Consider the following 24,212-nt stretch of genomic DNA (forward strand, 5'->3'; position numbering starts at 1 on the left):
GCGTCGGGGCGAATGCGTGTGCACGTCACCGGGTTTCGTATCGATGCGGTTCGGGCTGTGGCGATCGAGGACACGGTCGCCACGGTGACCGGCGTGCGCGCGGTGTCTGCCTACCCGCGTACGGCTTCGGTGGTGATCTGGTATTCACCCGGAAGCTGCGACACCGCTGCCGTTGTCGCGGCGATCGCCGATGCCCAGCACATCCCGGCGGAGTTGGTGCCCGCGCGTGCCCCCCACTCGGCTGACATCCCCAGGATCGGTGTCGCGCGAAGAATTGCCAGCGGGATCGGGCTGGCGCTGTTTGGCCTGCGCCGTGACGTGCAAGCCCGCGCGCCGGAGGTCGACAGTGGCGGTGGCTGCGGGTCGGGTTCTGCCACCTGCGGCCAGCCCTCGGCGCGCGAAATGAATCGGCGTCAGCGCCGGAGGTGGTTGCGGCGGCTGTGGCTGGCCCTGCCGTTGGGGCTGCTGGCGATGGCTGCGCCCATGTTGTTCGGTGCTTATCCGTGGGCGGGGTGGTTGGCGTTTGCGGCGACGGTCCCGGTGCAGTTCGTGGCTGGGTGGCCGTTCCTCACCGGGGCGGTGCGGCAGGCGCGGGCAGGGTCGGCGAATATGGACACGTTGATCGCGCTGGGCACGCTGACCGCATTCGGCTATTCCACCTTTGAGTTATTCGCCGGTGGGCCACTGTTTTTCGACACCGCAGCGCTGATCATCGCGTTCGTGGTGCTGGGCCGCTATTTCGAGGCCAGGGCCACGGGCAAGGCGTCGGAGGCGATCAGCAAGCTGCTGGAGATGGGCGCCAAGGAAGCCTGCCTGCTCGTCGACGGCCAGGAACTCCTCGTGCCAGTTGATCAGGTGCACGTCGGAGACCTGGTGCGGGTCCGGCCCGGCGAAAAGATCCCGGTCGATGGTCAGGTCACCGAGGGGCGCGCCGCCGTCGATGAGTCGATGCTGACCGGCGAATCCGTCCCGGTCGAAAAAGCAGTCGGGGACCATGTCGCCGGGGCCACCGTCAACACCGACGGAGTGCTGACCGTGCGCGCCACCGCGGTCGGCGCCGACACCGCACTGGCCCACATCGTGCGCCTGGTCGAGCAAGCCCAGGGCGGCAAGGCCCCGGTGCAGCGGTTGGCCGACCGGGTCTCCGCAGTCTTCGTGCCCGCCGTCGTCGCGGCTGCCGCCGCGACGTTTGCCGGCTGGACACTGCTGGCCGCCAACCCAGTCGCCGGTATGACCGCAGCGGTCGCGGTGCTGATCATCGCCTGCCCCTGCGCGCTGGGCCTGGCCACCCCAACGGCCATCACGGTCGGGACCGGCCGGGGTGCCGATATGGGGATCCTGGTCAAGGGCGGCGAGGTCCTGGAAGCCTCGAAAAAGATCGACACCGTGGTGTTCGACAAGACCGGCACCCTCACCCGCGCCCAAATGCAGCTCACCGACGTGATCGCCGGCAAGCGCCGCCAACCTAATCTGGTGCTGCGGCTCGCGGCCGCCGTCGAGTCGGGCTCCGAACACCCCATCGGTGCGGCCATCGTCGCCGCTGCACACGAGCACGGACTGAAGATCCCGGCCGCCACCGCGTTCGCCAGCCTGGCCGGCCACGGAGTGCGCGCCAACATCGACGGCCACCCCGTATTCGTCGGGCGGCGCAAGCTCATCGACGAGCACAACCTGGACCTGCCCAACCACCTTGCCGCAGCCGCCGCCGAACTCGAAAACCAAGGCCGCACAGCGGTATTCGTCGGCCGCGGCGACCACGTTGTGGGTGTGCTCGCGGTGGCCGACACAGTCAAAGACGACGCCGCCGACGTCGTCGCCCAGCTACACGCCATGGGGCTACACGTCGCCATGATCACCGGCGACAACGCCCGCACCGCTGCCGCGATCGCCGCGCAGGTCGGCATCGACCGTGTGCTGGCCGAGGTGTTACCCGAAGACAAGGTCACCGCGATCCGGGCCCTCCAAGACGAGGGCCGGGTGGTCGCCATGGTGGGCGATGGCGTCAACGACGCCCCCGCGTTGGTGCAAGCCGACCTGGGCATCGCGATCGGCACAGGCACCGACGTGGCCATCGAAGCCTCCGACATCACCCTGATGTCCGGGCGCCTCGACGGCGTCGTGCAGGCCATCGAACTGTCCCGGCAGACCCTGCGCACCATCTATCAAAACCTCGGCTGGGCCTTCGGCTACAACACCGCCGCCATCCCCCTGGCCGCACTCGGCTTACTCAACCCCGTCATCGCCGGCGCCGCGATGGGATTCTCCTCGGTCAGCGTGGTGACCAACTCGCTGCGGCTACGCCGCTTCGGCCGCACCACCGGACAGCAACCCGATCCGGCCCCGCCTCGTGCGCCTGCACCGGCATTGACTCAATAGTCTTGGACCGGCGCAGTAATCGTCCCTGAATCGGAGAAAGCGAAAACGACCAATGGATTTGCGTGCAGCAGAGGCCATTTCAGCCTTCGGCCATGCTGCAGACCACCCCTCGGTGTCGCGACCGTGCACACCGATACATAACACAACAACCGCTCGCCAACGATGGGAGGCAGTGCAATGATGACCTGGTACGGCGGACACGGCTGGGGCTGGTGCAGCATGCTCGTCAACATTCCGATGATGGTGGCGTTATGGGCCGCCCTCGTGACCGCCATCGTCCTGGCTATCCGTATTGCCGCCAGGCAGCCAAACGATCCACCAGTCCCGACGCACGCCACCTACCCGCGGCCCGACGCCACGGTCTCAACTCGCGTTGCAGAAAGCGCGAGCGACGACGACTTTGGCCGCCGGTTGATGTAACTGCCCAGGCAGCCTTGAACGCCAAGCTCATTCACCGCAGACACAGGATCACGGCGCCTTGGAGGTCACCGCATGGCGAGATTCACTCGGCGAGCAGCACTGGCTGCGCTCGGTGCTAGCGCCGTGATGGGTATCGGGTACGCGCTGCGCGGAATCCTTGATTCACCCGGCTTACGCATCCGCCTCACCGACGGCAGCATGATGGGCGCGAGTCCGGCCGACATGAGCCTCTACATGGACATGTTCAACCGACACAACGAGATCACCCGCACGGTCGAGGACATTCCCGGCGGCGTACGTACCACCACCCAATCAAACGCTGCCGATCTCACCGCACAACTGCACGCACACGTGTCCAGCATGTACTCCCACCTCGACCAGGGTTCTGAGGTCATGTGCATGAGCCAAAGCCTGCCAACGCTATTCCGCCACGCCGACGGCTACCGCCGCCAGCTCACGCTCACACCCAGCGGCGTCATCGCCGAGGAAACCTCCGACGATCCCGCCCTCACCGACGTCATCCGCAACCATGCCCGCGAAGTCAGCGGGTTCGTACGCGATGGAATGCCCGCAATGATGCAAACCATGATGAGCGGAATGATGGGACCAGGCGGCATGATGGGGCCCCGCGGACGACCATAGTAACAGCCGGTGTGGTTCACCTCGGCTTCTTCACATCGGGGCCACTGAACTGCTCACCACAGTTTCCCGTTCGCGTCGCGCAGATCGCCCGCCTCGTCAATTGCGTGAACCTTCGCAGCCCAATTCATCACGGCACTAAAAACTTTCACTCTTGCCCGCACTGCGCGGCGGCGCCAAGCGTGAACCGTTCGAGGGGCACGCCCACCCTCTCTGGGCCCGGCGTCGAGCCACCGCGGCGGTCCATCGTTTACCGACTAGGATCGCGGGCGATAACATCGCTGTATGGCGATGATTGATACCTCTGGTGATGTGGTGCGGATGGGGCTGACACCGGCCGCGGCGTTGTTTCGTTCACTGGGTGACCCGACGCGGTTGGCCATCGTGCACCACCTGGTGTCTGGCCCGGCGCGGGTGGTCGACCTTGTCGAGGCGGTCGGGTTGGCGCAATCCACCGTGTCCAAACACCTTGCCTGCCTTCGTGACTGCGGTCTGGTGGCCTCCGAACCGGTGGGACGGTCCTCCTTGTTCCGGCTAACGCAGCCCGCGCTGATCGATGTGCTCACGTCCGCTGAAGCGGTGTTGGAGGCCACCGGTCAAGCCGTGTCGCGATGCCCGAACTATGGCATCGGCAGCAGCAAGGCGGAGCCTCGGTGAGCAGCCCCGACCGCGGCGTCCCCGCGGCCCCCGCCATGATCGACGGCCACCCGTGCTGCGATGCTGGCCGGGCTGCGCTGTCGGGGCCGCTCATCCGTGACGCGCAGTGGCGCCGCGCCGCCCGTTCGGCGCGGTGGCTGTCCTGGATCAGCTTGGCCTGGATGCTCACCGAAGGTGTCCTCGGGCTCTGGCAGGGGTTGAACGTCGGTTCGATAGCCCTGACCGGATGGGCGCTGGGCAGCGCTGTCGAAGGCCTGGCCAGTGTCATGGTGATTTGGCGGTTCACCGGCGCACGCACCCTCTCCAAGACCGCCGAACGGCGAGCCCAACGCGGTGTCGCCGTGTCGTTTTGGCTACTGGCCCCCTATATAGCCGCCGAATCTCTCCATCACCTGCTCGGCGGGTACCAGGCAGAAACCAGCGTGATAGGCATCGCGCTCACCACCATCGCACTCCTGGCCATGCCCATCCTCGGCCGCGCCAAACACAGACTCGCCATGCAACTGGAGTCCGCCGCCACCGCAGGCGAGGGAACCCAAAGCTATCTCTGCGCCGCACAGGCTGCCGCCGTGCTGGCCGGCCTGGCGATCACCGCCAGCTGGCCCGGCGGCTGGTGGCTCGACCCAGTCATCGGCTTAGGTATCGCTGCGGCCGCAGTCTGGGAAGGCATCCAATCCTGGCGCGGCCAGAACTGCGAATGCTAGCCAACCAGCAGAACCGAATCGGCGAAACAGCTGCTCGCCGTTGGCGACTCCCAACTGGCGACACAAGACAACCATCGCAGCGCTTCCATCATCTTGAACACCGCAATAACTCGATGTTCCAGATCAGCTCAGATGCACGCAAAAACCCTAAGAGGGAAACAATCCTAAACACCTCAATCCAACCCCCGATAAGCCGGATCGGTAACGCCGCCAAAGCATTCCACCGCCACAGCACGGTTTGCCTCAGGTCAAATGACAAACATTCCCAGCGGGATTGTCACTTGATCTGAGGCACCGCAGGTCAAGCGGCCGCAGGTGCCCCAGATAGAAGGGCCGCGGACACCTCCGACGGCGCGCCGGTGATCAGGCAAGTGGCGGTCGCATCCGGTAACGGAAGTCGCTTGCGCAGGGTGCACCTACGCCTACAGCCATCTGCGGGTCCGGCGTTTGTAGCGCCGATAGGGCTCGCCGAACGTCGCCTCCAGGCACCGCTCCTCCCGTGCGATGACGCCGCGGTCGACCACGATCAAGGCGCCGGCAAGGACGACGAATGCCCAAGGGGCGCTTGCGAGGACGACGATTCCGGCGCAAGCCAGCGCCATGCCCAGATAGCCCGGGTTGCGGGTGAACCGGTAGGGGCCGGTCGTCACCAGCGTGCTGGACCGCTGGTACGGGTTGATCGTGGTGCGGGCGCGCGCGAAAGCGCGAATGAACGATGCGGCCAGGGCGCCACCCGCCACCAGCAGCGCGCAGCCCACCGGGACTGCGAATTCGGCCGGGATCGAGACGGGCGGAAGCACGGCGTCGAGAACAAATCCACCCGCCAGGCCGGCGAGATAGATCAGCGGCGGGGGTGCGATCACCCGCGGAGTCTCGGCCCCTGATGCCGGGTGGTCGGAGCCGGTGTCTTTGCCCAGATCGTCGTGCCGCATAGCAGGAGCCTACTACTAATAGATAAGTATAAACAACTAGAAATTTAGTTTTGGCTTTCTGATTGCTAGCATGAACGTGTGCGCAGCTATCAGCAGTTCTGCCCAACGGCCCGGGCGCTGGACCTGGTCGGCGAGCGATGGACCCTGTTGATTGTCCGGGAGCTTCTGTTCGGGCCCAAGCGCTATACCGACCTGCAGGACGGGCTTCCCGGGATCGGTCCCAACGTGCTCGCCGCCCGTTTGCAGTCGATGGAGGCGAACGGCTTGATCCGCAAGCGGCGCCTTCCCCCGCCGGCCGCGTCGACGGTGTACGAACTCACCGAACGCGGCGACCGCCTGCGCCAGGTGGTGCGCGCACTTTTCGAATGGGGGCTGGATGTCATCGGCACGCCGGGCGCGCACGACACCGTCAAGGCCAGCTACTGGCTTCCCGCCGTCCAAGCCGCCGTCCACGCGCAATCGCCCCCGGCCGACATCGACGACGAGTACGAATTCCGCGTCGCGGACGAGGCGATCACCGTGACGGTCAAGGCCGGCAAGGTCGACGTCCGTCAGGGACCGGCCGACAGGCCCGGCGTCGTGATGCACACTGACACGCAAACCTTCGCCGGGCTCGGCAGCGGCCGGATCACGCCCGCGGCGGCCATCGAGGCCGGCACCCTCACCCTCGAGGGAGACCCGGCCGCCGCCCGGCGGTGCGCGGAGCTGTTCGGGCTCTCGGATGGGCAGCCGTCGCAGCGGTGAGATGAGGGGCCGGCACATGGCGGCCGCCGCGGCCCGAATCGGCGGCCATACACTGACCCCTCGTGGGCATGCTGTTCGGATTCGCTCCGTGGATCGTCTACTGGGTGCTTGTCGGTAACGTCCCGTTCGCGGCGGCGGTGCTGGTCGCGCTGGCGATCGCCGTCGCCGTGTTGGTCATCGGGCGCGCCACCGGGAAGCCGGGTCGCACGCTCGACATCGGTGCTGTCGCAACGTTTTTGGTGCTGACCGTGCTCACGTTCACGGTGAGCGACTCCTTCATGCAGGGCTGGATACAGCCGCTGAGCAACGCCGGGATCTTCCTGGTGGCGCTGATCAGCCTACTGGTGGGCAAGCCGTTCGTGCGTGACTTCGCCGCGGCCGAGCAGCCCGCCGACGTCGTCAAGACCGAGCTGTTCGGCCGGGTCGTCACGGTCCTGACCTGGATTTGGATCGTGGGCTTCGCCGGCATGACGGTGTCGTCGGCGATCCCGCCGATCGTGCAGCGCCTCGGTGGGGAACAAGCCACGATCCTCGACACCAAAACCCCGCTGTCGTTCGTCTGCTACTGGGTCATTCCATTCTCCCTGCTGGGCATCGCGGCCCTGGCGTCGCGGTACCTGGCCGACCGGCTGCTCGCCGGCATCGACGACGTCGCGCGGGAAACCTCGTTCGTCGCCTACGACGAAGCCACCATCGACGAGCTGTACTACCTGGCCCAGGAACACGCCAACCGCGAAGTCGGCCCGGGCAAGGAGGCCTACAACGTCAAGGTCGGGGGCATGGGAACCCCGCTGACCGGAGACGAGTCGCGAAAGTCGTGGCCGTCGACCTACAAGGTGCGCGACAAGCGGCGCTGAACACGGCAGCACGCCGTCAACTGAGCGGCCGCAGGCGAAAGATCCTGATCTCGCGGGGCGCGCAGCTGGCCCGGTAACTCTCGTAGCCGGCGTAGAAGTCGGCGGCCTTCGCCCACGCCGCGGCGCGGGCCTCGCCGGTGAGCAACTCGGCCCGATACCGCTTGGGTGGACCTTTGAACTCGATGGTGCACTCGGGGTGCGCCAGCAGGTTGGCGCTCCAGGCGGGATGACTTGGCCGCCCGTAGTTGGACCCGATCGCCAGCAGCCCGTCGCCGTCGTCGAGCAGGGCCAGCGGGTGCGTGCGGGGCTGTCCGGACTTGGCGCCGGTCGTGGTGACGAGCCCGACCCTGTCGACGCCCATCGCGCTCAAGCGGCCGTTTGTCCGGGGGATGAGCACCTTGTCTACGCGCGGCGCCAGGTGCAACCCGAACAGGTAGCCGGGGCGGCTCATCGCGAAGCGCTCGAACAGCGCCTCATCGAGCCGCAACCGCCGCCCGCGAATGGGGCTTTCCCGTCGAAACGCCACGGGTAGACAGTACTCGATTCGCGACCGGACGCGGCCCGCCGCGAATCCGATACGTTGGTGGCGCGGGGCACCTGCCCCGCTTGCGCCAACGAGGAGCACGCGATGAATGCGCCCAGCCCAGATGCCATTCGCGCAGAGACGATCACAGTCACCGGCCACGGCGGCGACGAGATCGAGGCCTACCGGGCTTGCCCAATTGGTGAGCCGCTCGCCGAGGGGTCGCGCGGCGGAGTCGTCTGGATCCACCACATGCCCGGCTACGACCGGGAGACAAAGGAGTTCGTGCGGCGGCTCGCGGTCAACGGCTATCACACGGTGGCCCCGAATCTGTATTCCCGCGAGGCCCCGGGCGCTGCGCCCGACGATGCCGCCGCGGCGGCGCGGGCGGCCGGCGGGGTCCCCGACGAGCGACTGGTCGGCGATGTCGCCGGGGCGGTGGAACACCTGCGCTCGCTGCCGGGAGCCAACGGGAAGTTCGGCGTCATCGGGCACTGCTCGGGTGGGCGCCACGCCTTCCTGGCGGCGTGCTCGCTGCCGTTCGACGCCGCGGTGGACTGCTACGGCGCCTTCATCGTCGAGGACCCGCCCGAGGGCATGCCCAAGGCCATGCAACCGATCCTGCACCTGGCCGCAAACCTGAGCTGTCCGCTGTTGGGCCTGTTCGGGGCCGAGGACCGGTTTCCGGCGCCGGCCGGGGTGGCCACGCTGGACGACGAGCTGACCAAATTCGACAAGCCGCACGAGTTTCACTCCTACGAGGGCGCCGGCCACTCGTTCTTCTCCGTCGACCGGCCGGCGTACCGGGTGGAGGCGGCGGTCGACGGCTGGCGCCGCATCGACGAGTTCCTCGCGACCCACCTGAAAGGCTAGGTGCCAGAACGCATGTGCACATATCTCACCGAACACGTCGAGATCGACGGCAGCGGCAAGGGCGCAACGGGATGGTTCGGCGCCAGCACCGCGACGGTCTACGTCGACCATCCCGTGCACGCGCCCTACGGCCACACGGTCAACATCGACGTCATCAACCCGCGGCTCGGCCCGTCGGCGCGGGTCGCGCTCGAACTCACCGAGGAGAGCGCGCTGGCGTTGGCCGACGCCATCCGAAAAGCGATCGCCCACGCCCCGGCCAAACTGGCCTCGAAGGATCAGTAGGTGTGACATGACCAGCGACCTCGGTGACCGCGACTATCCCCAAATGGCCGCCACGCGCGGACGGGTTGAGCCGGCCCCTCGCCGGGTGCGCGGCTTCCTCGGCAACGAACTGGTCTTCGACACCATCTCGGCGCGCTATGTGTGGGAATTGCCTTACTACCCAGCGTATTACGTGCCATTGGCCGATGTCCGGGAAGGCTGCCTGCGCGACGAGGATCATCCGCAGCAGGTGCAGCTGGGCCCGTCGCGGCTGCACTCGCTGGTCGGCGCCGGCCAAACCTACCGATCGGCGGCCCGCGTGTTCGACGCGGACGGCGGGACCGCGGTGGCGGGCACGGTGCGGTTCGAATGGGATCCGTTGCGGTGGTTCGAAGAAGACGAGCCGATCTACGGCCACCCGCGCAATCCGTATTCGCGGGTCGACGCGCTGCGCTCACACCGGCACGTCCGGGTGGAACTCGACGGAATTGTGCTGGCCGACACCCGATCCCCGATTCTGCTCTTCGAAACAGGTTTGCCCACAAGGTATTACATCGATCCGACCGACGTCGCCTTCGAGCATCTGGAGTCCAGCCCGACGCAGACGCTGTGCCCGTACAAGGGAGCGACGTCGGGTTACTGGTCGGTGCGGGTCGGCGACACGGTGCATCCCGACCTCGCGTGGACCTACCACTACCCGCTGCCCGCCGTCGGCCAGATCGCCGGCCTCGTGGCGTTCTACAACGAGAAGCTCGACATCACCGTCGACGGCGCCGCCCTGCCCCGGCCGCGGACGCAGTTCAGCTAGTCGGCGGCCGAGAAGTTAGCTGCCACGGCCGGATTCCGCCATCGACACGCGGGACAACGCATAAATGTGACGGTTTTCTCTTTTTGCGGTTGATTCTAAGAAGTTCTTAATCGGCGACCATCGAAGCGCGCGCGCGGTTGGTTCGCCGCCGCGCTCAGATCGCCTGTGCGGGTGGGCATCTGGCGTCGGTCGTCGACCGGGCCCACGATTGCCCGATAAGCGCAATCTAAGCGCAGCCTGAGTCGTCGGCGTGACGTGGGTAACAGCATCCGAATTCGCTCCTTTTCGGCCGATATCCCGTCGCTAAAATTTGACCAAAGCAGTCATCTTCGGGAGCAGTCACCTTCAGGTGCTGGAATCCGGTTGATCCCGTGTCACGCAGACCCCTCGTGGTCCTGATCGTCGCGCGCATGGGCCCCGACGAAAGGCGGTACCAGCATGAGCAGCAGAGCGAACGGCCGAATGGCCGCCCATGACGACCGGGTGCCCGAGGTCCTCGAGCTCGGCGCCGCGCCGGGGTTCCCGATCGTCGCCGAGATCGCCGTGCGCAACGGCCCCATCAGCGGCATCGCGACCAGCCCCGACGGCACCCGGGTGCTGGTGACCAACTACGGCCGCGACAGCGTCTCGGTCATCGACACCGACACCTGCCGCGTTGTGCACACCATCGCCGGACTGGGCGAGCCGTTCGCGATCGCCATGGGCAGCGAGGACGCCGAGCGCGCCTACGTCAGCACCGTCTCGACGGCGTATGACTCGATCGCGGTCATCGACGTGCCCACCTACACGGTGGTCGCGACGCATCCGCTTGCGCTCAGCGTCGGTGACCTGGCGGTAAGCCCCGACGGGCGCCACGTCTACACCAGCCGGAATGGTGCACGCGGCGCCGACGTCGCCGCCTTGGACACCGCCACCGGCGAGGTCGAGGCGCTCGAGGTCGCCACCGCGCCGGGGAACACCACCGCGTGCGTGCGGGTCAGCCCCGACGGGGCCCGCCTGTACGTCGGCGCCAACGGACCGACCGGCGGCCGGCTGGTCGTGATCGGCACGCGGGGCCGGTCCCGATCCAAGGCCGGGCAAGCCGGTTTGCGCGTAGTCGGGACCATCGACATCGGTTTGCCCGTTCGCGACGTCGCGCTGTCCCCCAACGGCGCGGTCGCCTACGTGGCGAGCTGCGAACCCGAACTGGGCGCGGTGGTCGACGTCGTCGACACCGCCACCAACAAGATCGTCGGCACCCGCAAGCTCGGCGAGATCGGCGGCGTCCTCACCGGTCTGACGCTCAGCCGCGACGGCGATCGCGCCTACCTGGTCAGCGACGACGGCATCGCGGTGCTGTGCACGCTGACCCACGACGTCGTCGGCACGGTGACGGTGACCGATCAGCCGTCGTGCATGGTCGAGAGCCCGGACGCCAAGTACCTGTACATCGCCGACTACTCGGGCGCGGTCACCGTGGCGGCGGTCGCCTCGATCGTCGCGCTGGGCACCGAGAGCACCGCGCCCGAGACTCAAGTCCCGACCGACTGGGTCACGCCCGAGCTGTTGCAGCCGGCGCTCGCCTGAACTTCCGGCCTCCGGGTTGGGTAAAACGTGCGTTGTCGGGGGAACCCGCTTCTCATAGTCGCGCGCGGCGATAGCATTCGCCCGATCGATCATCAGGCGGTGCTGCGCCGAGACCCATAAGGCGGTACATCGATGGACAGCACGATGCAGGACTTTCCGCTGACGATCGCCGCGATCATGCGGCACGGCTGCGGCGTGCACGGGGCACGCACGGTCACGACCGCCACCGATGCCGGTTACCGGCACATCAGCTACCGCGAACTGGGGCGGCAGGCGGCCCAGCTGGCGAACGCGTTACGCCGCCTCGGCGTCACCGGAGACCAGCGGGTCGCGACGTTCATGTGGAACAACGCCGAGCACCTGGCGGCCTACCTCGCGGTGCCGTCGATGGGCGCCGTCCTGCACACCCTCAACATCCGGCTGTTCCCCGAGCAGATCGCCTACGTCGCCAACGAGGCCGAGGACCGGGTCGTGCTGGTCGATTTGTCCCTGGCCAAACTGCTCGGACCGGTCCTGGCCGAGCTGGAAACCGTCCACACGGTGATCGCCGTGGGCGAGGGCGACGCGGCGCCGCTGCAGGAATCGGGCAAGAGCGTGCTGCGCTACGCCGAGGCGATCGACGACGAGCCGACCGAGTTCGACTGGCCAGCCATCGACGAGAGGTCGGCGGCCGCGATGTGCTACACCAGCGGCACCACCGGCCACCCCAAAGGTGTGGTCTACAGCCATCGTTCGAGTTTCCTGCACACGATGGCGGCGTGCTCGGCGAATGGGATAGGGATCGGATCCAACGATCGCGTGCTGCCGATCGTGCCGATGTTCCACGCCAACGCGTGGGGGCTGCCCTACGCGGCGCTGATGGCGGGCGCCGACCTGGTGCTGCCCGATCGCCACCTCGACGCCCGGTCGCTGATCGACGTGGTCGAGAACCTGCGGCCCACCGTGGCCGGCGCGGTGCCGACGATCTGGAACGACGTCCTGCATCACCTCGAGGACGACCCCGGCCACGACATGTCGTCGCTGCGCCTGGTGGCGTGCGGCGGCTCGGCCGTGCCGGTGTCGCTGATGCGCACCTTCGAGGAGAAGTACGACGTCCAGATCCGGCAGCTGTGGGGCATGACGGAAACCTCGCCGCTGGCCACCATGGCCTGGCCGCCGCCGGGAGCGCCCGAGGACCAGCACTGGGCGTTTCGCGCGACGCAGGGCCAGCCGGTATGCGGCGTGGAAATGCGGATCGTCGACGACGACGGGCGGGTGCTGCCCAACGACGGCAGGTCGGTGGGGGAGGTGGAGGTCCGCGGCCCGTGGATCGCCGGGGCCTACTACCGGGGGCGGGACGAGTCCAAGTTCGACTCCGGCTGGCTGCGCACCGGCGACGTCGGCCGCATCGACGAGCAGGGCTTCGTGACCCTGACCGACCGGGCCAAGGACGTCATCAAGTCCGGCGGGGAGTGGATCTCCTCGGTCGAGTTGGAGAACTGCCTGATCGGCCACCCCGACGTGCTGGAGGCCGCGGTCGTCGGGGTTCCCGACGAGCGCTGGCAGGAACGGCCGCTCGCCGTGGTCGTAACCAAGGAAGGCGCCTCGGTCAGCGCCGAGCATCTGCGAATGTTTCTGGCGGACAAGGTCGTTCGGTGGTGGTTACCGGAGCGGTGGACGTTCGTCGACGAAATCCCGCGGACCAGCGTGGGCAAGTACGACAAGAAGGCCATCCGGTCGCGATACGCCGAGCGCGGCTACTGGGTGGTCGAGGCGCGGGACTGAGGGACGCCCGCGCCGATGGTGTAGAACGAGTTCATGGGTCTGCGGGTCGTTCAATGGGCAACCGGCTCTGTCGGCGTGGCGGCGATCAACGGCGTGCTGGAGCACCCCGAGCTCGAACTCGTCGGCTGCTGGGTGCATTCCGAAGCCAAGGCCGGCAAGGACGTCGGTGAGATCGTCGGCGCGGCGCCGCTGGGAGTGACGGCGACGAACGACGTCGACGACGTTTTGGCGCTGGACGCCGACGCCGTGATCTACGCGCCGCTGCTGCCCAACGCCGACGAGGTCGCCGCACTGCTGCGGTCGGGGAAAAACGTCGTCACCCCGCTCGGCTGGTTCTACCCCAGCGAAAAGGAGGGCGCCCCGCTGGAAGTGGCCGCGCAGGCCGGCAATGCGACGCTGCACGGCGCGGGCATCGGACCCGGGGCGGCCACCGAGTTGTTCCCGTTGCTGTTCACCATGATGTCCACCGGCGTGACTTTCGTTCGCGCCGAGGAGTTCTCGGACCTCCGTACCTACGGCGCACCCGACGTGCTGCGCTACGTGATGGGCTTCGGCGGAACCCCCGACAGCGCGATGACCGGGCCGATGCAAAAACTGCTCGACGGCGGCTTCATCCAGTCGGTGCGGCTCTGCGTCGACCGGTTGGGCTTCGCCGCCGAACCCGGCGTCCACTCGTCGCAGGAGGTTGCCGTCGCGACGGCGCCGATCGAATCGCCCATCGGGGTGATCGAGCCGGGGCAGGTCGCCGGGCGCCGCTTCCACTGGGAGGCCATCGTCGGCGACAAGGTGGTCGTCCGGATCACGGTGAACTGGCTGATGGGTTCGGAAAACCTCGATCCGCCTTGGTCTTTCGGCCCCGCGGGGGAGCGTTACGAGATCGAGGTGCACGGCAACCCGAATGCCTTCGTGACGGTCAAGGGATGGCAGCCGGAGAGCGTGGAGGCGGGGCTGAAGAGCAACCCGGGGATCGTCGCGACCGCGGCGCACTGCGTCAATGCCGTCCCCGCGACGTGTGCCGCGCCGGCGGGCATCCAAAGCTTCTTCGATCTGCCGTTGTTCACCGGCCGGGCCGCCGCCGGCCTGCGAGCGGACAATTGAAAGGCGTTGTACCCATGGCAAAGTCACTCGCCGTAGCGGAATCGCTCGTCGTCCCCGTCCCCGTCGAGCAGGCCTTCCACAACACGCTGCCGGCCCCGCTGCCGGAGGTTTTCAAGCGCTGGCATGGCCCCTTCCCGCCGATCAAGGAGGTGCGCGAGCAGACGGGTGCATGGGACGCGGCGGGCCAGACCCGCACCGTGGTGCTCGCCGGCGGGGGCAGCACCCGCGAGGAACTCACCAGCGTCGACCCGCCGCGGTCATTCGGCTACCGGCTCACGAACGTCACCGGTCCGATGGCGCTGCTGGTCGACCACGTCGAAGGGGAATGGATCTTCACCCCGGCAGCGGGCGGAACCGACGTCACCTGGCGCTGGAACATCCACTCCACGTCGCCGCTGACGTCGTGGCTGCTTCCGGTGTTCGGCACGCTTTGGAAGGGCTACGCGCGCAAGGCGCTGCAGGATCTCGCGACGACGCTGACGGCCTGAGTTCATGTGCCGACTGTTTGGCCTGCACGCCGGGACGGACGCGTGCACCGCGACGTTTTGGTTGCTGGACGCCCCCGACAGCCTGGCCGAGCAAAGCAGGAGGAACCCGGACGGCACGGGCCTGGGTGTCTTCGACGAGCGGGGCCGGCCCGAGGTGGACAAGCAGCCCATCGCGGCCTGGCAGGACGCCGCCTTCGCCACCGAGGCGCACGAGATGACCGGCACGACGTTCATCGCGCACGTCCGGTACGCGACGACCGGCTCGCTCGACGTCCGCAACACCCACCCGTTCCTGCAGGACGGCCGGATCTTCGCGCACAACGGCGTGCTCGAGGGGCTCGACGTCATCGACGAGCGGCTGCGCGAGGTCGGCACCGATGACCTGGTGCAGGGCGACACCGACTCCGAGCGGGTGTTCGCATTGATCACCGGATCGGTCCGTGCGCACGACGGCGACGTGACGGCCGGCCTGGTCGACGCGATGAGGTGGCTCGCGGCGAATGTGCCGATCTACGCGGTCAACGTGCTGCTGAGCACGGCGACCGACATGTGGGCCCTGCGCTACCCGGACACCCACGAGTTGTACATCCTGGAACGCCAGACGGCGCCCGGCGGTCCCGAATTCGACCTGCGCACCAAGCGAATTCGCGCGCGGTCGGAACATCTGTGCACCCGGGCGTCGGTGGTGTTCGCCTCCGAGCCGATGGACGACGACCCGGGCTGGCGCCTGCTCGACCCGGGGGAACTGGTCCACGTCGATGCCGCGCTGCGGGTCACCGGAAGTGTGGCGCTTCCCGACCCGCCCAGGCATCTGATCCGTCGGCAGGATCTGAGCGGACCGGTCCAAGACGCGCAGCACGCCCTGCCCAACACCCGGCGGCTCGCCTGACGCCGGGCGGCGTCGATTTCGCAGCAAACGCTTAAAGGGCACTACTGGATATATGTTTAATAAGTCGTCTGCCCTCCCGCGCGTCCGACCACGAATTTTGATGGAAAAACCACGGGCGCGAGTCGGGCGTCGTGGGGCGCAAGGCCTCGTGTCAAATAACTTGGTTAATCGCCGCCATAGTTGGGTACATGTGAGCATGCGCGTCATCATCTATGTTGCTGCGGCGGTCGGCATGGCCATCGCCGTTCTCTTCATGACCCCGGTCGTTCTGCTGATCGGGGCGTCGTCTGCTCACGCCGACACCGGTGTCAATGGTTACCTTCGCTGCATGCACAGCGATGCGGCGCCCCCGCCCCCGGGGGTGCGTCCAGGAGACTGGTTTCCCCTCGTTCGAAGCATTGAGACGGATCTCGATTCTGGTGAATCCCCTGCCCAAATAGCTCAGACATTGGAGGGCATGGGAGTCAAGCCGAGCGATGCCGTTACGCAAGTGCAGTGTGTTGTGGCAAACCAGCCGCGCTGACGCCTGAAGGCGACCCGCAAGCAAGCATTGCCACTCGGCGGCACGCTTCAGAAGCGACCGCGATGTGTCAGTATTGTGACGTGAACGCACGGCAATGCGCTTGTTTACTGGGCGCCGCGGTGATGACAGGCTGGGCGGCGCTCAGCACACCGGCCCTCATTGCCCCCGCGGCCGCCGATCCCTGCCCCGACGCCGAGGTGACGTTCGCCCGCGGCACCGGCGAGCCCCCCGGCGTCGGCGGGGTCGGACAGGAGTTCATCGATTCGCTGCGCTCGCAGGTCAAGGGTCGCTCCGTCGGGGTGTATCCCGTCAACTACCCCGCCGGCGACGACATCGCCCCGTCCGCGAACGCCGGCGCCAACGACGCGCACGCCCACGTTCGGTCCATGGTCGCGAACTGTCCCAACACCAAGCTGGTGCTCGGCGGATATTCGCAGGGGGCGGGGGTGATAGATCTGATCACGATCGCCCAGGCGCCGGTTGCGGGCCTGGTCCCCGACATCCTCACCGCCGACGAGGCCGATCACGTCGCCGCGGTCGCCACCTTCGGCAACCCGTCGGGCAGATTTCTGGGGGCGCCGATAACTCAGCTCAGCCCGTGGTACGGGGCCAAGGCCGTGGACCTGTGTGCGCCCGGCGATCCGGTGTGCTCGCCGGGCGCCCCCCTGACGCTGCCGTCGCACGACGAGATGTTCTCCCCGGCGCACCTCTCCTACACGCAGTCCGGGATGCCCAGTCAGGCCGCGACTTTCGTGGCGGGCCGTCTCTAAGCGCGCCGTCTGGCAGAGTGGGTGGGCGTGGCAACCAGACGCGCGCTCGTGCTCGCCGGTGGAGGAATCGCGGGAATCGCCTGGGAGACAGGCGTTCTACGAGGGATCGCCGATGAGTCGCCGAAAGCCGCACGGCTGCTGCTGAATTCGGACGTGCTGGTGGGCACCTCGGCCGGTTCGGCGGTCGCCGCCCAGATCGGCAGCGGCAGCACGCTCGAGGAGCTGTACGACCGGCAGGTTGCCGAGGAATCCGCCGAGATCGACTCCGGCGTCGACGTCGACGACATCGCCGGGCTTTTCCTCGCGGCCCTGGCCGGACCCTACGACAACACAGAAGACAAGACCCGCCAACAGCTGCGGCGCATCGGGGCCGTGGCGGTGGCGACCCAAACCGTCGCCGAACCGGTCCGTCGCCGGGTGATCGCGCAACGCCTACCGTCACACGACTGGCCCGACCGGGCGCTGCGGCTCACCGCGATCGACACCGCCACAGGCGAATTGGTCGTCTTCGACAACGAGTCGGGCGTCGCGCTCGTGGACGCGGTGGCCGCCAGTTGCGCGGTGCCGGGAGCGTGGCCGCCGGTGACGATCGCCGGCCGGCGGTACATGGACGGCGGGGTCGGCAGCTCGGTCAACCTCGGCGTCGCCGCCGACTGCGACGCGGCGGTGGTGCTGGTGCCCTCCGGCGCGGACACCCCGTCGCCGTTCGGCGCCGGGCCGGCGGCCGAGATCACGGCCTTCGCCGGTGTCGTGTTCTCGGTGTTCGCCGACGCCGAGTCGATGGCGGCCTTCGGGCCCAACGCGCTGGATCCGCGCTGCCGCATCCCGTCGGCGCTGGCCGGGCGGGCGCAGGGGCGGCGCGAGGCCGCGGCCGTCGCGCAGTTCCTGGGCGTCTAGAAGCGTCAGCCCTCGACCGCCGGGGGAACCGGCTCGTCATCGTCGCGTTCGAAGGCGTCCAGGGCCTGGGTGGCCAGCTCGCGGCCCGCGGCGATCACCTCCACCGCCCGGTGGAATTCCAGGCTCCGGCACGTCGAGCGCGGCACCTCGATCAGCAGGTCCGCCGGATAGGCCGCCAGCGTGTGGCGGGCCAGCGCCGATTGGGCGATGTCGATCGTTCGGTTCATCACCTCGAAGCTGCCCAGCTTCGGAACCTCGGGAGTCTCGTCCAGGGCGGCGAGGGCGTCCGCGCCGGGTTCGGGGTCGCCCTCGGCATCGTCGGGCCAGGCATCCGATTCCCCGCCCGGCCCGCCGAACCGGCTCAGCATCGCCCGCGCCGCGGGCCGGTCCAGCAGCGAGCGGGCCGCGGTGGTGTCCAGCAGCGCGGAAGTGCTGCGCACCATGCGGTTCAGCCACTCGGCGGTGGCGCCGGGCTCCTCGGCGCGGCTGACGATGGTCTCGCTGCCGTTGAGGCTGACCGCGATGGTCAGATCGGCGTTCACCCCGGCGATCGGGGCCATCGGCAGCGGGTCGAGGATCCCGCCGTCGGCGAGCAGCCGCCCGTCGAGCTCGTGCGGGGCGATCACCCCGGGAATCGCGATCGACGCCCGGATGGCCTCGTCGAGGGGGCCGCGCTGAAACCACACCGACTTGCCGGCCAGCAGGTCGGTCGCCACCGCGGTGTAGGGGATGGGCAGTTGCTCGATGGCGACGGGCCCGAGGATGTCGCGAACCGTGTCCAGGATCTTCTCGGCCCGCATCACCCCGGCCGCGCTAATGGAGAAGTCCAGCAGCCGCAGGATCGTGCGCTGCGTCAGCGACTTGGCCCAGTCGGCGAACTCGTCGAGGCGCCCGGCGGCCTGCAGACCGCCGACCACCGCGCCCATCGACGAGCCGGCGATCCCCACGATGTCGTAGCCGCGCTCGGCGAGCACCTCGATGACGCCGATGTGGGCGTAGCCGCGGGCACCCCCGCTGCCGAGCGCCAACGCCACCCGCGTCGGTGCCGATCCACGCGCGACCACTTCGCCAGCCACCCCTACAGTCTGCGCGGCGCAACCGGCCGTCACCGGCCGGGTGGGCACTTTTTTCAGCCGTGATCGCAATTACCCGGCGGCTGCAAACGTGGGCCTTCGCGCTACCCGCATTCGTCGTTGGCGGCCGCGCGCGCCGCGGTGATCAACGCCGCCTGCCGGGCCAGGGTCAGCTCCGCCCACCGGATGTTCCAGCTGCCCGCGGTGCCCGATTGCGACGCCTGAACCATCGCCAGATACGGCTCGAACATGGGCTGACCCGTCTTGGGTTGGGCGTCCATCCACACTTTCGCGGCGTGACAGGCCTGGTAGTACTCCTCCTCGGTGGAATCCGCCGGAACGTCGACCCTGGTTGTGACGCCCGCGGGGGACCGGCCGATGGCACCCGGCGGCACGGAGGTCGGGCCGACGGGGATGCCCGACGGTCGCGCCGACGAGGAGGCGGCCGTGCCGTCGCGCGTGCCGTGCGAACACCCGGCGACCGCCGACAAGCCGGTCGCCACCACGACCGCGGTACACGGCAGGAGCCAACGACTGCACCGGCGCACGATGTCAATCTATGCAACACTGGCTGCCGTGATGGAGCGCTTCGGATTTTGCGAGTGTTGTCGGCCCTAGCCCGCCGCCGCTTGTCCCGATCCGTTCTCCCTGGAGCACTCCCCGATGTCTTTGCCTGTCGCCTCTTCGATTGAGCTGCGCCCCCATGTCCCAGCCCCGGGTCCCACCCGGCTGCGGGTGCCCGACCTGCTGCACGCCACCGACCAGGCCGCCGACGACGTGCTCAGCGGGCGCTGCGACCACCTGCTGCCCGAGGGCGGCGTGCCCGGGGCCCGGCGCTGGTTCGCCCGCATCCACGGCGACGACGAGCTCGACATCTGGCTGATCAGTTGGGTTCCCGGCCGCGCCACCGAATTGCACGACCACGGCGGCTCCCTCGGCGCGCTGACCGTGCTGTCGGGTTCGCTCAACGAATTCCGTTGGGACGGAAGAGGATTGCGGCGCCGCCGGCTGGAGGCGGGTGACCAGGCCGGGTTCCCGCTGGGCTGGGTGCACGACGTGGTGTGGGCGCCCCGGGCCGTCGCCGCGGCGGCGCCGGCCAGCAGCGGCCCGGTCGAGCCGACGCTGAGCGTGCATGCCTACTCGCCGCCGTTGACCGCGATGTCGTACTACGAGGTCACCGACCGCAACCGGTTGCGTCGCCGGCGCACCGAACTGACCGACCAGCCGGAAGGGACGCTATGAGCCGCATCGACGTCGTGTTGAGATCCGCCCGCCGCCGCTATCGCCGCCTGCCCGCCGCCGAGGTGCCCGACGCGGTGCGACGGGGCGCGGTGCTGGTCGACATCCGGCCGCAGGCCCAGCGATTCCGCGAGGGCGAGATCCCGGGCGCCCTGGTGGTCGAGCGCAACGTGCTGGAATGGCGCTGCGACCCGACCAGCGACGCCCGGCTGCCGGAGGCCGTCGGCGACGACGTCGAGTGGGTGATCGTGTGCTCGGAGGGCTACACGTCCAGCCTGGCCGCGGCGGCGCTACTCGACATCGGCCTGCACCGCGCCACCGACGTCGTCGGCGGCTACCACGCGCTGGCGGGTGCCGGTGTGCTGGAACGGCTCGCTGGTGCGGCGATCGACCCACGCCCGTCGGGGCTGGCGGAGGCCGGGACGACCGGTCGCCGCTGGATGTAGCTAACCGTTGGCGTGCAGTAGCGGCCGCAGCCTGTCCGTCTTCTGCGGCGTCCACCCCGGCGGCGACAGCACGGCCGCCCAGCCGTCGGCGACGTCGGCGACGTAGTGGTGCCCGTGCCCGTCGGGCACGTTCTGGGCGACCGCCATGTCCGCCGAGACCTGCAGGAAGGTGACCACCGGGATCCAGCGGGTCTGCGGCAGCACGTCGTAGCCCCGCCTTTCGCGCAGCCAATCCGGTTTGCTGAACAGCAGGTCGGGCGTCCACCAGGCGATCGGGTCGGAGGCGTGCTGCAAGTACACCACCCGCGGGTGGCCCCAGGCAGAGTCCGGGCGCGCGAGATTGCTTGGGCGAGCGACGAACCGGACGTTCTTGCCGTCGTTGTAGATGGGCAACCACTCCGGAGAACCGGCGTCGCGGGTGGACGTCAGGTCCGTCCAGATCGTGTTGTTGAAGGTCGGGCCGCTGAACAGCGCGCCGTCGGTGCGGGCCAGGACGTTGTTGAGGCTCATGAACGGCGCCTCGCCGCCGAACGATCCCAGGCTCTCGCCGAACACCACCAGCTTGGGGCGCTGCGCCTCGGGCATCTGGCGGATGAGCCGGTCGACGGCCTCGAACAGCGCCTGCCCGGCGTGCCGCGCGTTCTCCTTGTCCACCAGGAACGACAGCCAGCTCGGCAAGAACGAATACTGCATGCTCACGATCGCGGTGTTGCCGTTGTACATGTATTCCAGCGCCGAGGCTTCGGCCTCGTTGATCCAGCCGGTCCCGGTGGTCGTCGCGACGGCGACGACGGCGCGCTGCAACCCGCCGGCCCGCTGCAGCTCCCGCGCCGCCAGCTCGGCGGCCGCCGTGATGCCGTCCGCCGAGTTCAGTCCCGCGTAGGCGCGGATCGGCGCGGTGGCGGGGGCCCCGTTGAAGGTGGTCAGCTCGTCGAGCCTGGGGCCGCCGTTGACGAAGATGCGGCCCTGGTGGCCCAGCGACTCCCAGGACACCAGCGACTCCGGACCGCCGGATCGCAGCGGGGTTTTCGGGGGCGCGGTGTCGGGGCTCATCTCGTTGTTGACCGAGGCGAAGGTGTTGTTCATCGTGCGCATCGCGAACTTGAGCACCACGCCGTTGAGCAGGGTGATGGTCAGCACCAGCAGGAACACCACCACGATGGTGACCGAGAGGCGGAACGGCGCGATCCGGTCGAGCATCCCGACGAGGAAGGCGATCAGCCAGCGGATGAACTGACCGATCTCCACGAGCGTGAACAGCACCACCAGCGACAGGCCGGCGGCGATCGGGTAGTCGTACCACTTCAGGTGCTCGACGCCCATCAGGTCGCGCACCTGGTCCTGCCAGACGTGGAACCGGATCGCCATGAGCACCATGCCGATGGCGCCGCACGGGACCATCACCAGCCATGCCCAGCGCGGCGCCGGCGGGCTGTAGTTCTTGGTGCGCATGTAGCGGATCAGCCAGACGGAGAACACCCCCAGCCCGTAGCCGATGGCGCCGGAGATCCCGCTGACCAGCCCCTGGAACAACGCGGCGCGCGGCAGCAGCGACGGCGTCAACGAAAACAGCACGAAGATGAGCCCCACCGTGGTGCCGGTGAAGGTGTAATGCCTTACCCACCAATCCCTTTCGCGCAGCCGGGGCTTGGCGGTTTCGGTTTGGGTTTCGGTTTCGGTATCGGAGTCCGTGGACTCCTCGACGTCGACCTCCGGTTCGCTCATCTCAGCACCCTACCGATGGGTGAAGTCGGGGTCGCGCTTCTCGATGAATGCCGCCATTCCCTCGGACTGGTCGTGCGTCGCGAAGGTCGAATGGAAGAGCCGGCGTTCGTAGAGAAGCCCTTCGGCCAGTGTGGATTCGAAGGCGCGGTTGACGGCTTCCTTGGCCATCCGGGCGGCCGAGCGCGACATCTGCGAGATGGTGGTGGCGACGGCCTTCGCCTCGGTCAGCAGGTCGTCGGCGGGCACTACGCGCGAAACCAGGCCGCTGCGTTCGGCTTCGGCGGCGTCGATGGTGCGCCCGGTCAGGATCAGGTCCATCGCCTTGGCCTTGCCGATGGCCCGGGTCAGGCGTTGCGAGCCGCCCATGCCCGGCAGCACGCCGAGCTTGATCTCCGGCTGACCGAACTTCGCCGTGTCGGCCGCGATCAGCAGGTCGCACATCATGGCCAGCTCGCATCCTCCGCCCAGCGCGTGGCCGGCCACCGCGGCGATGGTCGGGGTGCGCACGGCCGCCAACTTGCCCCAGGCGGCGAAGAAGTCGGCGTCGAAGGCGTCGGCGAACGTCAGGCCGGCCATTTCCTTGATGTCGGCGCCGGCGGCGAACGCCTTGGCCGAACCGGTGATGACGATCGCGCCGATGCCGGGATCGTTGTCCAATTCCGTTGCGGCATCGGTGACTTCGCGCATCACCTGGCTGTTGAGCGCGTTGAGGGCCTTGGGCCGGTTCAGCGTGATGATCCCGACTCGCCGGTCGCGCTCGACCAGGATTGTTTCGTACGCCATGCCTTGCCTTTCTAGAAACTCAGGTCGTCGTCGACCGGCGCGAAATACGCGTCGACATCGGCCGCGGTCACCGCGGCCAGGGTCGCCGGCGACCACTTCGGATTGCGATCCTTGTCGATGATCTGCGCGCGGATCCCCTCCACCAGGTCGTGCGAGCGCGCCGACGCGCTCGACACCCGATAGTCCTGCACCAGAACGTCTTCCAGCGTGTCCATCTTGGCGGCCCGGCGCACCGCCTCCAGCGCCACCGACACCGCGATGGGGGAGCGGGTGGCGATCAGGTCGGCGGCCTCTCGTGGTCCGGTGTCCGGTCCGGCGCCACGGGCGCGCAGCGCCGCGACGATGTCCTCGACGGTTTCGCCGGAGAAGCACTCGTCGATCCAGTCGCGTTGCGCGGCAAGGGAACTGGGCGGTGGCTCGACGGCGTGCGCGGCCAGCGCCGCCTCGACGCCGTCGGAAACGATGGCCGCGGTGAACGCGTCGAGCTCGGCGTGCGGCACGTAGTGGTCGGCGAACCCCATCGCGATGGCGTCGGCCCCGGAAAACGGCGCGCCGGTCAGCGCCGCGTGCAGGCCCAGCGCGCCCGGCGCCCGGGACAGCAGAAACGCCCCGCCGACGTCGGGGATGAACCCGATGCCGACCTCGGGCATCGCGATCCTGGACGTGTCGGTCACCACCCGGACGTTGGCGTGCGCGCTGACGCCGACGCCGCCGCCCATCACGATGCCGTCCATCAGCGCCACATACGGTTTGGCGAACCGCCCGATCTGGCCGTTGAGCAGATACTCGTCGCGCCAGAACCGCCGCACCTCGACGCCGTCCTTGCGGGCGCTGTGGTAGACCGCCACCACGTCGCCGCCGGCGCACAGTCCGCGGTCCCCGGCGCCGGACAGCACCACGGTGCGCACCGCGTCGTCGGCCGCCCAGGCGGTGAGGATGTCGCTGAGCGCCTTGACCATCGCGTGGTTGAGCGAGTTGATCGCCTTGGGGCGGTTGAGCGTGATCAACCCGACGCCGCCGTCGATCCGGGTGAGGACTTCGTCGGATTGGTGGTCGGATTCCTCGGTCAACGCCCCGCCTTCCATTGCCGCCCGGTCTCGACCAGCAATCTAGATCGTCACTGCCGGGCGCAATACCCGCGGGTAGGGTTTATG

Annotated in this window: 27 protein-coding genes; 20 read left to right on the forward strand and 7 right to left on the reverse strand. The window is 68.4% G+C overall.

What is annotated here, in order from left to right; translation table 11 throughout:
* Window positions 1–12 precede the first annotated feature (12 nt).
* From OQ968_RS03885 to OQ968_RS03905, 5 genes are all read left to right on the forward strand, one after another.
* A complete protein-coding gene (locus OQ968_RS03885; protein WP_324675089.1) occupies window positions 13–2,376 on the forward strand; it encodes a copper-translocating P-type ATPase in 2,364 nt (787 codons plus the stop codon).
* Window positions 2,377–2,553: 177 nt separating this feature from the next.
* Entirely contained in the window at window positions 2,554–2,796 is a 243-nt protein-coding gene (locus tag OQ968_RS03890; RefSeq protein ID WP_324674789.1) for an SHOCT domain-containing protein, read from the forward strand.
* 72 nt (window positions 2,797–2,868) lie between these two features.
* Entirely contained in the window at window positions 2,869–3,438 is a 570-nt protein-coding gene (locus tag OQ968_RS03895) for a hypothetical protein (RefSeq protein ID WP_324674791.1), read from the forward strand.
* Between the two features lie 282 nt (window positions 3,439–3,720).
* The gene (locus tag OQ968_RS03900; RefSeq protein WP_324674792.1) at window positions 3,721–4,092 is read left to right on the forward strand and encodes a metalloregulator ArsR/SmtB family transcription factor; all 372 of its coding nucleotides are present in this window, start codon (window positions 3,721–3,723) and stop codon (window positions 4,090–4,092) included.
* Between the two features lie 35 nt (window positions 4,093–4,127).
* Entirely contained in the window at window positions 4,128–4,796 is a 669-nt protein-coding gene (locus OQ968_RS03905; RefSeq protein ID WP_324675090.1) for a hypothetical protein, read from the forward strand.
* A gap of 422 nt (window positions 4,797–5,218) precedes the next feature.
* On the opposite strand, the gene OQ968_RS03910 is transcribed toward OQ968_RS03905, so the two are convergent.
* Window positions 5,219–5,728: an isoprenylcysteine carboxylmethyltransferase family protein gene (locus tag OQ968_RS03910; protein ID WP_324674794.1), complete on the reverse strand. Its 510-nt coding sequence runs from the start codon at window positions 5,726–5,728 to the stop codon at window positions 5,219–5,221.
* A 78-nt stretch (window positions 5,729–5,806) separates the two neighbouring features.
* On the opposite strand from OQ968_RS03910, the gene OQ968_RS03915 reads away from it, so the two are divergent.
* The gene (locus tag OQ968_RS03915; RefSeq protein WP_324674796.1) at window positions 5,807–6,472 is read left to right on the forward strand and encodes a winged helix-turn-helix transcriptional regulator; all 666 of its coding nucleotides are present in this window, start codon (window positions 5,807–5,809) and stop codon (window positions 6,470–6,472) included.
* Window positions 6,473–6,534: 62 nt separating this feature from the next.
* Complete coding sequence (locus OQ968_RS03920; protein WP_324674798.1) at window positions 6,535–7,329, forward strand: hypothetical protein; 795 nt, start codon at window positions 6,535–6,537, stop codon at window positions 7,327–7,329.
* A gap of 16 nt (window positions 7,330–7,345) precedes the next feature.
* Here OQ968_RS03920 and OQ968_RS03925 read toward each other — a convergent pair whose 3' ends face one another.
* Window positions 7,346–7,855 (reverse strand): nitroreductase family deazaflavin-dependent oxidoreductase, encoded by a 510-nt coding sequence (locus tag OQ968_RS03925; protein WP_324674800.1) that lies wholly within the window; start codon window positions 7,853–7,855, stop codon window positions 7,346–7,348.
* A 102-nt stretch (window positions 7,856–7,957) separates the two neighbouring features.
* Here OQ968_RS03925 and OQ968_RS03930 point away from each other — a divergent pair, with 102 nt between their 5' ends.
* The 11 genes from OQ968_RS03930 to OQ968_RS03980 all read left to right on the forward strand — a co-directional run bounded on the left by OQ968_RS03930 (window position 7,958) and on the right by OQ968_RS03980 (window position 17,792).
* Window positions 7,958–8,725, forward strand: coding sequence for a dienelactone hydrolase family protein (locus OQ968_RS03930; protein ID WP_324674802.1), 768 nt, complete (start codon window positions 7,958–7,960; stop codon window positions 8,723–8,725).
* Window positions 8,726–8,737: 12 nt separating this feature from the next.
* Window positions 8,738–9,010, forward strand: a complete 273-nt coding sequence (locus OQ968_RS03935) for a DUF6295 family protein (RefSeq protein WP_324674804.1) — start codon at window positions 8,738–8,740, stop codon at window positions 9,008–9,010.
* Between the two features lie 7 nt (window positions 9,011–9,017).
* A complete protein-coding gene (locus OQ968_RS03940) occupies window positions 9,018–9,797 on the forward strand; it encodes a DUF427 domain-containing protein (protein ID WP_324674805.1) in 780 nt (259 codons plus the stop codon).
* Between the two features lie 438 nt (window positions 9,798–10,235).
* Window positions 10,236–11,363 carry a YncE family protein gene (locus tag OQ968_RS03945; protein ID WP_324674807.1) on the forward strand — a complete coding sequence of 376 codons (1,128 nt, stop codon included), beginning with the start codon at window positions 10,236–10,238 and terminating at the stop codon, window positions 11,361–11,363.
* A gap of 132 nt (window positions 11,364–11,495) precedes the next feature.
* A complete protein-coding gene (locus tag OQ968_RS03950) occupies window positions 11,496–13,127 on the forward strand; it encodes a fatty acid--CoA ligase (RefSeq protein ID WP_324674809.1) in 1,632 nt (543 codons plus the stop codon).
* 33 nt (window positions 13,128–13,160) lie between these two features.
* On the forward strand, window positions 13,161–14,225 hold the full coding sequence (locus OQ968_RS03955) for a dihydrodipicolinate reductase (protein WP_324674811.1): 1,065 nt from the start codon (window positions 13,161–13,163) through the stop codon (window positions 14,223–14,225).
* 14 nt (window positions 14,226–14,239) lie between these two features.
* Entirely contained in the window at window positions 14,240–14,713 is a 474-nt protein-coding gene (locus OQ968_RS03960; RefSeq protein ID WP_324674813.1) for an SRPBCC family protein, read from the forward strand.
* A gap of 4 nt (window positions 14,714–14,717) precedes the next feature.
* On the forward strand, window positions 14,718–15,602 hold the full coding sequence (locus OQ968_RS03965; RefSeq protein ID WP_324674815.1) for a class II glutamine amidotransferase: 885 nt from the start codon (window positions 14,718–14,720) through the stop codon (window positions 15,600–15,602).
* 196 nt (window positions 15,603–15,798) lie between these two features.
* A complete protein-coding gene (locus tag OQ968_RS03970; protein WP_324674817.1) occupies window positions 15,799–16,125 on the forward strand; it encodes a hypothetical protein in 327 nt (108 codons plus the stop codon).
* Between the two features lie 80 nt (window positions 16,126–16,205).
* On the forward strand, window positions 16,206–16,895 hold the full coding sequence (locus OQ968_RS03975) for a cutinase family protein (protein WP_324674819.1): 690 nt from the start codon (window positions 16,206–16,208) through the stop codon (window positions 16,893–16,895).
* A gap of 27 nt (window positions 16,896–16,922) precedes the next feature.
* Window positions 16,923–17,792, forward strand: a complete 870-nt coding sequence (locus OQ968_RS03980; protein ID WP_324674821.1) for a patatin-like phospholipase family protein — start codon at window positions 16,923–16,925, stop codon at window positions 17,790–17,792.
* A gap of 5 nt (window positions 17,793–17,797) precedes the next feature.
* Here the strand turns inward: OQ968_RS03980 and OQ968_RS03985 are convergent, their stop codons facing one another.
* Window positions 17,798–18,868 (reverse strand): patatin-like phospholipase family protein, encoded by a 1,071-nt coding sequence (locus OQ968_RS03985; protein WP_324674823.1) that lies wholly within the window; start codon window positions 18,866–18,868, stop codon window positions 17,798–17,800.
* Window positions 18,869–18,969: 101 nt separating this feature from the next.
* Window positions 18,970–19,371, reverse strand: a complete 402-nt coding sequence (locus OQ968_RS03990) for a lipoprotein LpqV (RefSeq protein ID WP_420715825.1) — start codon at window positions 19,369–19,371, stop codon at window positions 18,970–18,972.
* A 157-nt stretch (window positions 19,372–19,528) separates the two neighbouring features.
* On the opposite strand from OQ968_RS03990, the gene OQ968_RS03995 reads away from it, so the two are divergent.
* Complete coding sequence (locus tag OQ968_RS03995) at window positions 19,529–20,107, forward strand: cysteine dioxygenase (RefSeq protein WP_324674827.1); 579 nt, start codon at window positions 19,529–19,531, stop codon at window positions 20,105–20,107.
* Window positions 20,104–20,550, forward strand: coding sequence for a rhodanese-like domain-containing protein (locus tag OQ968_RS04000; protein WP_324674829.1), 447 nt, complete (start codon window positions 20,104–20,106; stop codon window positions 20,548–20,550). The genes OQ968_RS03995 and OQ968_RS04000 overlap by 4 nt, the downstream gene beginning before the upstream one ends.
* On the opposite strand, the gene OQ968_RS04005 is transcribed toward OQ968_RS04000, so the two are convergent.
* From OQ968_RS04005 to OQ968_RS04015, 3 genes are read right to left on the reverse strand one after another with little or no spacing between them, the layout of a single operon-like run.
* Window positions 20,551–22,275 (reverse strand): alpha/beta hydrolase, encoded by a 1,725-nt coding sequence (locus OQ968_RS04005; protein ID WP_324674831.1) that lies wholly within the window; start codon window positions 22,273–22,275, stop codon window positions 20,551–20,553.
* Between the two features lie 9 nt (window positions 22,276–22,284).
* Complete coding sequence (locus OQ968_RS04010; protein ID WP_324674833.1) at window positions 22,285–23,058, reverse strand: enoyl-CoA hydratase; 774 nt, start codon at window positions 23,056–23,058, stop codon at window positions 22,285–22,287.
* A gap of 11 nt (window positions 23,059–23,069) precedes the next feature.
* Window positions 23,070–24,128: an enoyl-CoA hydratase/isomerase family protein gene (locus OQ968_RS04015; protein ID WP_324674835.1), complete on the reverse strand. Its 1,059-nt coding sequence runs from the start codon at window positions 24,126–24,128 to the stop codon at window positions 23,070–23,072.
* Window positions 24,129–24,212 lie beyond the last annotated feature (84 nt).

It is taken from the genome of Mycobacterium sp. 663a-19 (assembly GCF_035616495.1).
Taxonomy (GTDB): domain Bacteria; phylum Actinomycetota; class Actinomycetes; order Mycobacteriales; family Mycobacteriaceae; genus Mycobacterium.